The 14,474-nt window shown below is 44.7% G+C and carries 8 protein-coding genes; 5 read left to right on the plus strand and 3 right to left on the minus strand.

Annotated features, from left to right (window positions below; translation table 11 throughout):
• Positions 1–69 precede the first annotated feature (69 nt).
• A complete protein-coding gene (locus HQM11_04875) occupies positions 70–2,574 on the plus strand; it encodes a glycogen/starch/alpha-glucan phosphorylase (protein ID MBF0350339.1) in 2,505 nt (834 codons plus the stop codon).
• A 118-nt stretch (positions 2,575–2,692) separates the two neighbouring features.
• Here the strand turns inward: HQM11_04875 and HQM11_04880 are convergent, their stop codons facing one another.
• Genes HQM11_04880 through HQM11_04890 form a run of 3 tightly spaced genes read right to left on the minus strand, consistent with a single transcriptional unit; the run spans position 2,693 to position 7,898 of the window.
• On the minus strand, positions 2,693–3,559 hold the full coding sequence (locus tag HQM11_04880; protein ID MBF0350340.1) for a phosphoesterase: 867 nt from the start codon (positions 3,557–3,559) through the stop codon (positions 2,693–2,695).
• 20 nt (positions 3,560–3,579) lie between these two features.
• The gene (locus tag HQM11_04885; protein MBF0350341.1) at positions 3,580–6,174 is read right to left on the minus strand and encodes a hypothetical protein; all 2,595 of its coding nucleotides are present in this window, start codon (positions 6,172–6,174) and stop codon (positions 3,580–3,582) included.
• A complete protein-coding gene (locus HQM11_04890) occupies positions 6,174–7,898 on the minus strand; it encodes a tetratricopeptide repeat protein (GenBank protein MBF0350342.1) in 1,725 nt (574 codons plus the stop codon). The genes HQM11_04885 and HQM11_04890 overlap by 1 nt, the downstream gene beginning before the upstream one ends.
• Positions 7,899–8,364: 466 nt before the next feature.
• Between HQM11_04890 and HQM11_04895 the strand changes: the two genes are divergently transcribed.
• The 4 genes from HQM11_04895 (at position 8,365) to HQM11_04910 (ending at position 14,389) form a co-directional block, all read left to right on the plus strand.
• Complete coding sequence (locus HQM11_04895) at positions 8,365–9,579, plus strand: DUF445 domain-containing protein (GenBank protein MBF0350343.1); 1,215 nt, start codon at positions 8,365–8,367, stop codon at positions 9,577–9,579.
• Between the two features lie 67 nt (positions 9,580–9,646).
• The gene (pta, locus tag HQM11_04900; GenBank protein ID MBF0350344.1) at positions 9,647–11,752 is read left to right on the plus strand and encodes a phosphate acetyltransferase; all 2,106 of its coding nucleotides are present in this window, start codon (positions 9,647–9,649) and stop codon (positions 11,750–11,752) included.
• On the plus strand, positions 11,749–12,960 hold the full coding sequence (locus tag HQM11_04905) for an acetate kinase (protein MBF0350345.1): 1,212 nt from the start codon (positions 11,749–11,751) through the stop codon (positions 12,958–12,960). The genes pta and HQM11_04905 overlap by 4 nt, the downstream gene beginning before the upstream one ends.
• Before the next feature lie 196 nt (positions 12,961–13,156).
• A complete protein-coding gene (locus HQM11_04910; protein MBF0350346.1) occupies positions 13,157–14,389 on the plus strand; it encodes a hypothetical protein in 1,233 nt (410 codons plus the stop codon).
• Positions 14,390–14,474 lie beyond the last annotated feature (85 nt).

The raw sequence follows: 14,474 nt of genomic DNA on the forward strand, positions 1-14,474 counted from the left end.
AACACAGATGGATCCATGTGAGGTCCATTGACCTTATTCCCAAGTGTATAAAACAGTTTGAGGAGGACAATGTCAGCACAAGAAACTAACAAATTATGGCAACACATTGCGGGTTACCGCAAGATGGACAAAGACTCTTTCATTGAGTCAATCGCGAATCACCTGGAATTTTCCCTGTGTAAAAACCGTTACACTGTAGATAACTTTGATATTTACTACAGCTTGGCTCTTTCAGTGAGAGACCGGATGGTGGAACTCTGGAATGATACGCAGCAGACCTACCACAATGAAAATGCCAAACGAGTTTATTATTTATCCCTGGAATATCTGATGGGACGCAGTTTGTCCAACAGTCTGATCAATCTGGGGATCTATGATACTTGCAAACAGGCTCTTGCGGAAATTGGCTATGACATCAACGATATTGAAGAACTGGAGCATGATGCCGGACTTGGCAACGGTGGATTAGGCCGCTTGGCCGCCTGTTTCCTGGATTCGATGGCAACCTTGCAGTTGCCGGCCTATGGTTACGGAATTCGCTATGAATACGGAATTTTCAATCAGAAAATCGAAAATTGTGAGCAGGTCGAGCATCCGGACAACTGGTTGAGGGATGGTTACCCGTGGGAAATTCCACGCTGGGACATGGTTTTTCCTGTTCAGTTCTTCGGGCGGGTGCATGAATATGTGGATTCCAACGGAAAAAAACGCTATGAACTGAGGGACACCCAGGACGTTATGGCAATGGCGTATGATGTGCCGATTCCCGGCTTCAAAAACCATACAGTCAATAATTTACGCCTCTGGTCAGCTCGCCCCACCAAGGAATTTGATTTCCACATGTTCAATAAAGGCGATTATTTCAAAGCCGTTGAAGAAGAACAGAAAAGTGAGACTCTTTCTAAAGTACTGTATCCCAACGACAAGGGCTTTGCAGGCAAAGAACTGCGTTTGAAGCAGCAGTTTTTCTTTGTTTCAGCCTCACTTCAGGATCTCATCCGCCGTTATAAAACAGACAATCAGTCTTTTGACAAATTCCCGGATCAGGTGGCCATTCAATTGAATGACACCCATCCATCGATTGCTGTTCCGGAATTGATGCGATTGCTGATTGATATTGAAGGACTGGAATGGGATACCGCATGGGACATCACCAAAAAAGTCTTTGCCTATACCAACCATACTGTTTTACCTGAAGCTCTTGAAAGATGGCCTCTCGACATGCTTGGCAACCTTCTGCCACGACAATTGCAGATCATTTATCTGATCAACCATAATTTCCTTCAGGAAGTTCGGAAGCAGTTTCCAGGCGATGAGTCATTGATTGGCCGGGTTTCTCTGGTGAGTGAGAGTGGTGGTCGTCAAATCATCATGCCTCATCTGGCAATTGTTGGCAGTCACGCTGTAAACGGGGTTTCCGCATTGCACACTGAACTGTTGAAAACCACGGTCCTCAAAGATTTTTACGCCATTTATCCTGAAAAATTTCAGAATAAAACCAATGGCATCACTCCTCGACGCTGGTTGCGTGAATGCAATCAGGAGTTGTCAGCGCTGATCACCAGTAAAATTGGTGAAGGCTGGGTGACCAATCTGGACGAACTGAAAAAATTGATTCCGTTGGCGGATGACAAAAATTTTCAGAAAGCCTGGCAGAATGTCAAACTGACCAAAAAGAAACAGTTTGCCCAATGGCTCAAGGATAATAAAAATATTGAGATCAATCCTAATTCAATGTTTGATGTTCAAATCAAACGGATTCATGAATATAAACGGCAATTGCTCAATATTCTGCACGTTATCACCATGTATTCCCGAATCATCAGTAATCCGAATGGCAAGCATGTCCCTCGGACGGTGATTTTAGGCGGAAAAGCGGCTCCGGGCTATTACATGGCCAAGTTGATGATTCAACTGGCGAATGATGTGGCACGTACCATCAATAACAATCCTGCGGTTGGTGATAAACTGCGAGTCGTCTTTGTGGAAAACTATGGCGTGTCTCTTGCCGAAAAAATCATGCCGGCTACCGAACTCTCCCAGCATATTTCCACGGCGGGAACAGAAGCGTCCGGAACAGGAAACATGAAGTTCTGCCTCAATGGAGCGATCATCATTGGTACTCTGGACGGGGCGAATATTGAAATCATGGAGGAAGTGGGTGAGGAGAATACATTCATCTTTGGATTAAAAACTCCGGAAGTGATGGCACTTCAGGCTCAGGGCTATAATCCAAGAGTGTATTACCAGGCTCATGAAGAACTTCAAAAAGCCCTGGAAATGATCAACACCGGTTATTTCAACCGGAATGATCCTCATTTATACAATGACATCTACAACTCGCTGGTATTTGATGATCAGTATCTGCTGTTGGCGGATTACGCGAGCTATATCGCCTGTCAGGAAAAAGTCTCTGAGACTTACAGTGATCAGGCAAAGTGGACGCGGATGTCGATTCTGAATACAGCCAATATGGGTAAATTTTCCAGTGATCGGACCATTGATGAATATGCAAAGGACATCTGGGATGTGAAACCTGTCAAAATTCGACCTGTTGGTCAGAAAATTCGTTAATCTCTCCTGAGCCATGAAAATTATGTTTCATGGCTCATCTCACCCCCCGATTCCCGTCACCACGCTTTAAGATCCCTCATGGATGAAAATGTGACAACCTTCAAAAGGTTGATACAGCTCAGGAAATGAATTTCAAAAATGGCAGTTCCGGAGTGCTTGTAGAAAATCCTGCCGCGTGTTTGTGACCGCCACCACCAAAAGAAGCCGCGATCAGTGATACATCAGCGCCATCCTTGCTGGAGCGCATCGACCATTCCCGCATGTTTCCCCTATCCTGAAATCCCAAGGCGAAGGGATAACCTTTTCCCAGTTCATGCAACACTTCGCTATTGATGTTTCCGGGACTGTTGACCATGGGCACCTGATAACCCGCAAATTCCACCATCACCGACCGACGACAGAAGCTTTCAATCATCTGGTCAATGTAACGGCAGAGAACAGTTCCTTCCTGAATCAGTTGCGGAATTCCCTGTGGAGAAAAAAACGGAGTCCATGCGTCGAAAGTCATGGGATAACTGCGCAGTGCCGTATTGATTTCACGGGATTTTGGCAGTTCCCAAAGCCATAAATCCTTGTCCTGAATATAGCGCAACAATTCAGGTGGTGAGGATTTCTGGAAAAAATTCCAGGAAAGGACCGCTCCTGATCGATTCATATCGAAGGTGGTACTCAGATTGGCATGTTCCTGTTCAAGGCCTTCCAGATCTTTGAGCGCACTCACATGGTGATCAACCAGAATCACTTGGCTGGATTGCTCACAAAGTTTTTTCAGGATGGGACGTTTGAACGAAAAATCTACAATAATGACAATTGTGTTCCGGTCAACATCTGGAGGCGGGTTTCCATGAAACGCGGGATGAAAGGAGATACGTGGGTGGTCCTGAAAACACTGACGGACAGACCATGCGGCCCCGAAGCCATCAAGGCAATCCCCATGATAAATAACAACAATGGGGTGATCTTTCAAATTTTTCAGGTTCAACATGAATCTCCTTGCGACATGAATCAAAAATCAAAATTGAGAATTTCCTTATAAATTATTTTCCCTTCATGAATCATTGGATTTGAAGGAGAAAATTGAGATGAGACAATTTCTACCAGCATTTCAAGACGTTCTTCATAAAAATCCATTTCCAGAATCTGCTCCAGACTTTCCATCAACTCTGAAGGTGGTTCAATGCCAGATGAGGGAAACCCCTCTCCCTGCCAGGACTGAATATCATTGAACGTTTTGTAAATGGTATGGATTCCCTGAAAATAAAGGGCCGTCAACAACGAGGACGCAAACGCTGTTGTTTCAGCAGGTTTCGTTTCAGGTGTCCCACGATTGAAGCCTTCTTCAATCCTGGCCTTATACTTCTGGCCGATCGCATCCATATGCTTGTTCACTACGGTGGTACAACTGGTGAGTAACTGCCGGATTGAATCTTTGCCAACCGGGTTGCTTTTGAACATCTCCCAGAGTTTTATCAGTGATTTGATTTGCTTGATTCCCTGCTTGATCGCTTCCAGCACCTGCTGTTGACGATCTTCTGCCAGGAGGAAAAGTCCCCATTGAAACAACTGGAGGATGAGTTTACTGTCTCCTGTGAGATCATACACGACTTTGGCAATGGCTCTTGCAATGTTAACCTGTGCTGAAACTGAACTCATAAGAGCTTGTGAATTTGTCCATTTAAATTTTTCAAAGAACCAGGGATTGCTTCGTAAAATATCCTGAAACACAAAAATGGCCAATGCGGAGGCCTGTCCCAGTTTCATTTCATCGAATCGCCGTTTGTTGCTTTCCATCTGTCGAAGTGTGTGGATCAACGAATATTTCTGATCACATTTTTCAATATAAAACAACCGTTCCTGAGGGTTGGCATCGCTGTTCTCAATTTCAGTAATTTCTTCAGGTGTCAGAACAAATGTCTCTCCATAGGTTTTGAGCTTTTCCATGAGCAGGAATGCCTGCGTGTCAGCCTGTGAATAAAATTGAATTTCACGCTCATATTTCTGCAAAAATTTTTCAGCCATCCCTTCCGGCATATTGGCCTTTATCTTCTGTTCCAGAATCTTCAGCTTTTCCAACAGGTTGTTGCCGGTGGACTCGAATACAATTTTGTCCGTTCCCAACTGATCTATCGCGGTCTGCCCTGAAGCACTGCCTGACAGTTCCTGAAACTGAATTTTCATCTGAGCCAATTCCTGCGTCAACTCTCTGATGCGTAAAAGCACGCCGGATTCTGCAACCTTGGGTTCAGTTGGTTTTTGTGGAATGGAAGTTTCCGGTTTGGCTGGTCCTACTGGTGTGGGCGTCACATCAGTTTTTTGCGGTGCCTGGGGTTCATGTGCCTCATGTTTCATGGCAACAATTTTTTCAAACGCCTTTTTTGCGGAATGCTCATCCGCTTCCGGAGATGGTTGAGGTTGAGCCTGTGCTGTGCGTTTGACGTGACGGACCAGTATGTTTAAGAATTGTTCAATTTTAAGTTTTTCAAGCACTTCTTCAATCGAGGTTCCGTTTTTCAGCAGGTCTGTTTCCAAAGCAAATACATCCGGAACATTTTTCAGCAGTGTCACAACTTTATTCATGAGTTCGGTTTCATCGGCCCTGCCCTTGATTTTTTTACGGGTGAATACCTGAATCTCTTTTTTGATTTTATGGATTTTAAGAGTGTTCAACAATCCTTCACACGGCTGATTGATACTATTGAGAATGAATACCTCCACCTGCTTGGCATCAATCCATTTATTCGTATAAAATTCATCCATCAACTGAAACAATTGCTTTCGTTTTTCAAGTTCAGGAATAATGGCTGCGACACCCTGTTTTCTGAGCGAAATATACAATTCTGTTTTGAGCATTCCATAGTCATGCATCAAATCCAGTTGGCTCGTTTTGATGCCATTTCGCAAGGCATGGTCAAAGTCATTTCCCCTCTTCTGAATGATATCCAGATAACACAGATAGCTGAAATACCCCTGAAGCGTCAAATGTATCAGTTCAATTCCGACTTCTCCGCGGCGGGTCATGATATAGATTGTTGGCAGGATACTTTCACGACGGGAAGGCAACCCCCCCTGCTGGTCTGTTTTTTTAATTTCCTCCTGAATCTGTTTGAAATATTCCAGGAATTTGTTCAAGGCGTCATGATAGATTTCATCAAACCGGAGGGCCTGTTCTTCAATCTGTTTTTTAAGGGAGAGACACTCCTCCAGATTAAAATTTTCTACCAGCGCGATCATGTTCGTTTTGCTGGGGTCTTCCTGATAAGCTTTGATGGCATCGTTCTGACTGATGGAATATAATTGGTGGTCTGATTTGAGATTATCCACCAGATCGTCGCCCAGGCCGAATTCCTGATTGCAAAGCGTCTGAAGGCTCGCGTCTTCGATTTTGGGCAATTTTTTCAGAATCCGCTGGACATCAATTCCGATAGGAGTGATTTCAACAGGATGCAGTCTCAGTTCTTTAAGATAAAAGGCCCGGGTAAGATCATGTGTTGCGGTTTCCGCAAACGCTTGTATGGCCTGTTCCATTTCATGATCATTTGCCGGAACCAGACCGCTGTTATGACAAAATCTTTCAAACATTCGCTGCAATGGTTCGTACATCAGTTCCCCCCTTTTAGCTTTTCATCCTCAGTTTCATTGCGTTCCCGTCGTTCCGCATCCAGTTTGTATTGTTCCATCCGTTGTCTATGTTCAACCAGACGGTTGTAACGCTGAGTCACATCCTCAATCATTCCCATTTGTTTGGTGCGTTTGTAAAGCGTGACCAGTTTCATCAGCAGTTCCTTGTCCGGATTCAACCGCAAGGCCTCTTCATAGGAATTGATCGCTTTGTAGGGGAGATGATGCGCTTCGAAATTATGGCCTTCCTTGATTTTCTGATAGTGGCTCTGCAATAATTCTTTTTCCCGTTCCACTTCTTCCAGTTTCTGGAGTTTCCTGCGTAATTCCCGCAGTTTTTCATCATTCTTCAACAACTCATAGGCATGAATACATTCTTCAAGAATGGGAATGGTTGGCATCATTTCAAAGCTTTTTTCATAAACATCCGCTGCCTTGGCATACCGGTTGTTGCTCATGTGGTCAGCGGCTTTTTCGTTCATGAACTCCACCAGTTTCTGCGTCAGTTTTTCCAGATCCTCCGGTTTGGCATTCATGCTTTTGGCCTTGCCGTAAGTTTCCAATGCACCATCAATATCCGACAACGTCAGTTTCATACTGATAATTTTATTCAGCAGGCTGAAGCTTTCCTCTTCGGAGAGAATCACCTCATACATTTCGAGAGCTTTTTTGGTGCTACCTTCCTCATAATATTGATCTGCCTGTTTTCTGAACTGTGTCATGTCATAATAGCCTTTGGATTTTTCCAGCAGGGTTTTGGCATGCAGATAATATTTTCTGGCTAACAGCATGGATCCCTGCAAGGCATATAACCGGCCAAGATTGACAGTGGCGTAGCGATTGTAGGGATTTTTTCCGAGCAGGACCACCAGTTTGTCGATGGCGGTTTCGGTGTGTCCACGCAACCCGGTGGCCAGGGCCAGAAAACATTTGAAATTTTCGTTTTTGGGATTGGTGAAACTCAACCGTGTATAAATTTTCCAGGCGGCATTGTATAAATTATTGTGGAGCGCAAACAGACCGAGGTACCTCAGAATTTCCAGGCCCTCCTCGGTTTTAATGCCGATAGTGTCCCGAACATGTTGCAGAATCTCTTTGGGATCGAGTTTGGTTTCTTTTTCTTTCTTTGAGTTTTTATCTTTTTTCCCACTTGTTGCGGTAGGTTCTTCGGGGTCTTCCTCCGGGACACCTTTGGCGTCATTAATTTCTTTCTGAATCTGGGTCAATATGTTTTTTCCCTCGGTAAAATCAGGAAGTTTGAAAAATTTCATGGATTCAAATTCTGAAATCGCTGAAATGGCGGATTGATCCACATAATCCGCTCGCGACATGGTAGCGGCCAGATTGTATTGGGCATAAGTGAATTTCGGATCAATCTTGATACAGCGTTCATACAATTTTTCTGCCTGATTGTAATTGCCGATCTTGCGATAGGCGTTGCCCAGCAAATTAGCGAGTTCCACATCGTTCGGCGCTTTCATCATCAGATTGGATCCAATCGCGATCACCCCGTCATAATTGCCCGATGATTTGTATTGATCAAACAATTCCTTGAGTTTCGCCATGGTTTTCTCAGGGTTCAATTCCAACGCCTTGGAGAATTCCACCATGGCACGATCAAACAGTTTCCCCTGAATAAGGCCTTCGCCCCTCTTGATCAACTCATCTATCTGTGAATCATCGGCTTTTGTGGACTTATTGAACATTCCACCCCCTGAATACCTGGTTACTTATGATTAAGGCTGATCGCACAAATCACCCTCTGGTCTCGTTTCTACGGTTTACTCACTGGATTCATGGTCTTCGCCCTGAATGACCAACGTAGAGACAGGTTTCAAACCCGTCTCTACCGATTATTTCTTTGGCCCGTTCGCATCTGAAAACAGTAACACGATGCAAACGGAATTCTCCGTGTTCGGGTTTTCGCCTGAAATCGAATATTTTCAGCGTTGGATTGGTTTATAACATAAAAACCAACTTGATGTCATCTTTTGGACACATTTATCTGCCTATTTTAGATTCACCAAGTATGCCAGCCTAAAAAAACCTGAATTTACAGTTGCGTCTCTTATCCTGAATTTGTTAAGAACCCTCTATGTTGTCCGAACCGATTTCCGGAACAGGAAAACTACTGGGAAGAAACTTTTTTAACCTTTGAAAAAAGAGGGAACTATGTGGCAAACGTTTATTGAACATCCCCTGTTATATTTGAGTATGCCCTTTGTCAGTGCGTTCGTGGGATGGGGAACGAATGTGCTGGCGATAAAAATGGCCTTTGAACCCAAGGAATTCATTGGAAAACCGCCTATTCTCGGGTGGCAGGGAGTGATTCCCCGTATGGCTGAAAAATTCGCGACGATGACCGTCGATACCATGAGTGCCAAGTTGCTGGACATGCATGAACTGTTTTCGAAGTTCGACGCGGGCCGTGTGACGGAAATCATGGAACCATACATGCTTGATATCATTGAGGACATGTTGAATGATGTCATGATGGCTGAAATTCCAAACGTTTGGGAAGCCCTGCCTATCGCTATCAAAAAACAAATTTATAACGCCATCAAGGCCGAGGCACCGGACAGTATTCATGAAACCATGGAAGACATCAAAAACAACATTGAAGAAGTGTTTGATCTCCGCACCATGCTCATCACCAACCTGGTCAAGGATATTGATGTTCTGTGTAACATTTTTGAACGTTCAGCCAGTCAGGAAATGAAGTTCATCGCCAAATCTGGAGTTTATTTCGGGTTTCCATTGGGTATTTTGCAGATGTTTGTGTGGATGCACTGGCAGGATTGGTATCTGGTTCCACTGTTTGGCGCCTTGTGTGGCTATGTCACCAATGTTCTGGCGTTGCATATGATTTTTGAACCCAAAAAACCAGTGAAGATTGGTCCGTTCACCATGCATGGACTGTTCTTCCGCAGGCAGGATGAGATTGCCGCGGAGCAGGGCATGTTGATCGCCAAAGAAATCCTCAATCCTGAACGCGTCATTGAAGGCATTCTGAAAGGTCCCTCTTCGGATCGTCTGTTCAAGTTGATCCATAAAAATGTAAAAAAAGCGATTGATGAATATGCGGGTCTGGCAAAACCGCTGATGTTGGCGACGGTTGGAACAGAACGCTTTATCAAAATCAAAAATGGTGTGATTGAAAAAATATTTGAACGGGCACAGGACATTATGAAACCACTACATGCCTATACCTATGAGGCACTGGACGTGGAAAATCTGGTACGGGAGAAAGTAAAATTATTATCCCCTGAAGATTTTGAGAGCATGATACGCCCCATTTTCCAGGAAGATGAATGGATCATGACCGGTGGCGGAGCTGTTCTGGGAATCATCGTGGGATTTTTACAGTTGGGCATGTTTTTCTTTTAAATTTTCAAATTCCGGGATGTGGTTCTCATACCCCGGGAAAAAACAATTCGTAACATACAGAGGAGTTATGGCAAAAAATTTATATATCACTCCAACCGTCAATTTGAGTGGAAAATCTGTGATTGCGCTGGGAATCATGGAAATGTTGCGCAGGGATGTGCGCAAAGTTGGATTTTTCAGACCCATTGTAGATTTGCATGGCAATAACACGCTGGATCCTGATACCGAACTTCTGTTGAATTACTACAAATTGCCGTTTGAACATGAGGAAACCCATGCGTTCACATTTGATGAAGCACAAAAACTGGTTCAGGCAGGAAAACAGTCAGATCTGATGGAAGGCATCATGAACAAATATCAGGCCATGGCTGACAAATGTGATTTTGTGTTATGCGAGGGAACTGATTTTGAAGCAGGAACCTCCGCTTTTGAATTTGATATCAACGCGGAAATCGCTTCGAATCTGGGCGCGCCGGTGTTGGTGATCACCAGCGGCAATAGTAAAAATCTGGAAAAAATATTCTCCGAAGCTCAAATGGCGATTCAGTCGTTTCAGGCCAAAGGCATCAATCCGCTGGGCGCGCTCATCAACAGAGTTTCTGAGGTAGACATCAAAACCGTGCAGGCCGGACTGAACAATTTCTGCAAAGCCAATAATTGTCTGACCTATGCAGTCCCCGAAGATCCCACGCTGGCAAAGCCCACAATGGCTGAAATTGTCAAATGGTTCAATGCCGACATTTTATTTGGCGAGGAACATCTGGATCAGCCTGTGGACAACTTCATCATGGGGGCCATGCACATCCATAATTTTATCAACCGAATCAAGGATGGAAGTGTTGTGATCACTCCCGGAGACCGATCCGATCTGATTCTGACAGCGCTGTTGTCCAATGTTTCCAGCACCATTCCAAACATTGCGGGCATCATTCTCACTGGTGGATTACTGCCGGAACCCAGTGTGAAACGGCTGATTGAAGGCTGGACCAAATCACCGATTCCGATCATTTCCGTGAAGGAAAGCACCTTTACCACCACCCAGTTGTTGCCATCGATCCATTCCAAGATTCACTCCAGCAACAAACGCAAAATTGCCAGTGCCCTGAATCATTTTGAATCCAACGTCAATGTGGAAGAGTTGCGGGAAAAACTGAAAATGTCCAAATCAGAACGCATCACTCCTATCATGTTTGAACACGGACTCATTCAACGAGCCAAAGCCAACAAACAGCACATCGTCCTCCCGGAAGGCCTGGAAGACAGGATTCTGAAAGCCGCGGAAGTTCTGTTGCTCAGAAATGTGGTGGACATCACCTTGTTGGGCTATGAAGACAAAATTCAGGAACGTATCCGGAATCTGGGACTTAAACTGAATGGCGCGCAAATCATTCAACCTGATCAATCAAAATGGTATGAGGAATTCTGTCAGACCTATTATGATTTGCGCAAACACAAGGGCATTACCATGGAGAACGCAAAGGATGTGATGGATGATTTCAGTTATTTCGGCACCATGATGGTTCACAAAGGTTATGCGGATGGCATGGTTTCAGGTTCTGTGCACACCACCCAGCATACGATTCGTCCCGCCCTGGAATTTGTAAAAACCAAGCCGGGCTTTTCTATTGTGTCCAGTGTCTTTTTCATGTGTCTGCGTGATCGAACACTGGTGTATGGGGACTGTGCGGTGAATCCCAATCCAACCGCTGAACAACTGGCAGAAATCGCCGTCAGTTCAGCCCAGACCGCCAGCGCGTTCGGGATTGAACCACGAATCGCGATGCTGTCCTATTCTACAGGTGTTTCCGGGCAAGGAGCCGATGTAGAAAAAGTGAGACTGGCTACCGAAATCGCCAAGAAAAACGCGCCTCATCTGAAAATCGAAGGCCCCATCCAGTATGATGCCGCTATCGATCCTGAAGTGGCCAGAACCAAAATGCCCAACAGCGAAGTCGCTGGAAAAGCCACAGTGTTTATTTTCCCTGATCTCAATACTGGAAACAATACCTACAAAGCTGTTCAGCGGTCCGCTCAGGCGGTAGCGATTGGACCCGTCCTGCAGGGGCTCAACAAACCCGTCAATGACCTGAGCCGGGGCTGTACCATTCCGGATATTGTCAATACCATAGCCATTACGGCCATTCAGGCTCAGGCTGAGAAGGAGGCAAAATGAAAATTCTGGTTATCAACGCGGGCAGTTCCTCCGTCAAGTATCAACTGTTCAATATGGAAAATCATCAGGTCATGGCCACTGGCCTGGTGGAACGTATCGGAGAACCTCACAGTTCCCTGAAACATCAGAAATATCCAAAACAGCCGGGAGCGTCCGAGATCACCGTGGAACAAGCCATCAGTGACCACAAGGAAGCCATGGAACTCATTGGCAAACTCCTGACCGATCCGCATTCCGGTGTCATCAAGGATGCCTTGGAAATCGCGGGCATCGGGCATCGGGTGGTGCATGGCGGCGAAGCGTTTCATGACGCAATGGTCATGACCGATGAAGCACTTCAGGCCGTCAGGGATCACGTTCCACTGGCACCTTTGCATAATCCGGCAAATCTGACAGGCATTGAAGTCTCCATCTCTATTTTCCCCGGAGTGCCTCAGGTTGGAGTGTTTGATACCGCCTTCCATCAAAGCATTCCCGCCCATGCCTATCATTATGCTCTGCCGTATGAGTATTATACGAAACATCGAATCAGACGGTATGGTTTCCATGGCACGTCGCATTATTATGTGGCCAAGGAAGCCGCAAAATATCTCAATAAACCGCTGAATGACTGTAATTTTATTACGATCCACCTGGGGAATGGCGCAAGTATGGCGGCGGTGGAACGTGGTAAAAGCGTGGATACCACGATGGGAATGACTCCGCTGGAAGGTTTGATCATGGGAACACGTTGTGGCGATGTGGACCCGGCTCTGCATGTGTATATTGCGGAAAATGTAGGATTAACGATTCAGGCGATTGACAAACTCATGAACAAGGAAAGCGGACTCAAGGGAATTTGTGGCAGCAATGACATGCGTGATATTCTGGAGAAAGTCAGGAAAGGTGACAAATACGCCAAACTCGCGTTTGATATGTACACCTATCGCATCAAAAAATATGTGGGATCCTATTGCGCGGTTCTGGGCGATGTGGATGCCATCATTTTCACCGCCGGTATCGGGCAGAATTCTCCAGATGTCCGGGAAGCTGTTTGTTCCCGTTTGAACAACATCGGCATTATTATGGATACCGCCAAAAACAAACAGAGCTGTTCTTCAATTCTCGAACTGAACACGTCTGAAAGTCCGGTCAAGATTTTGGCTATTGCCACCAATGAAGAACTGGAAATCGCCCTGCAAACGCATCGGGTGATTGCGGAAGGTTAATTGCCAGATAATGTGACTCAGGCGTTGAAATCGTTCTCGTGAAGTCAACAGACTCCAGCCTAAATCGGGACACTTTGAGGGTAGGCCGGAACTACGTGTCCGGCAAACTCGACGCTCAGAAAAGCGGGGCTTGTGATCCCCGCCTACCAGGTGTCTCGCCTTAAGTGTGTAGCAAAAACAAACAAGGACTTTAACAATGCAAAAAGCTATTTGGACTGATGAACTCTGTTGTGGAGTGGAATCGATTGATTCGCAAAACAAGTTATTGATCGGTTTTTTTTCAGATTATTATACAGCGTTGGCGATAGACGACAATTTTGCCACCATCAAAGATATTCTGTCCTTTATCCGAAGTCATATTGTCAAGCAGTTTGCCCATGAAGAAGCACTGATGGAATTGAATAAAGATCCGTTTTATTTGATGCATCAGAGCGCTCATCAGGAGTTTATTGACGCCTACAAAAAAACTTTGGAGGATTACCGGATCAATCGTGATTTCGAAAAATTGAAGGCTGATCTGGATTATATGTTTGAGTGGTTTCTCCTCCATATTGAAATATGGGATAAACAACTGGGTGATTATCTGAAGGAATGCGACAATGATTCACGCAATTCAAAGTATCAATGGACGACATCGTTGAGTTGTTTTCTGACCAAAGGAGATGAACAACATCAGGAGTTATTCAATAAATTCGGTGACTATGCCGCAAACAGTCAGGCACAGGCTGATTCCACATCGACGTTTAAGATGCTTGAATTTCTTCATGGTTATCTGACCAATCATTTCAGTGATGAAGAAGTCGGCATGAAAAAATTTGGTTATCCGCATTACGAACAACATAGAAAGGAACACATCAACTATATTGATAAATACAAGGCCATGCTCCTGGAGTTTCAACAACAACAAGATCATACCAAACTGCATGAAAACGCGTTTGATATGTATGATACTCTGGTCAAACATATCAAACGTTCAGATTTGAACATGGGTTTTTATATCAAAATCAGAGTGATGCAACGTCATACCAAAAAACGTATTGTTATTGTTTGTCAGGAAGAAAACCTGTCGTCCAGCCTTGAAAATGAATTTTCCACCTTTGGTTTTTCTGAACTCATTGTGACTAAAGATGAAATCGATGCCTGGGAATGGGTGAAAACGGATACGGTTTCATTGTTGGTGATTGCCAGTGATCATGATGTTTTTCAAGGGGCAGATCTCTTGTTCAGAGTCAGAGGTGGTAAAGAGGATACCCCGGTCCTGCTTCTGCCAAATCAAAAAAACTGCAAGAATCTTGAATCAACACTGAAAGGTCAGAAATTGCGAACCGCTGATAATTTGATTGAGATACGACCTTACGACTTAGGGAAACTGTTACATAAAATCGACGAAAAAATATTTAAACATCGTAAAGGACCCATAACCATTTAACTTCAGCCCCATGAACTGAAGTGTTCAAAAAAATCACGTCCGCAACCTGATCACCTGATTTTCAAACCCCTCATCCCTTCAATGG

This window comes from SAR324 cluster bacterium (genome assembly GCA_015232315.1).
Taxonomy (GTDB): Bacteria; SAR324; SAR324; order SAR324; family NAC60-12; genus JADFZZ01.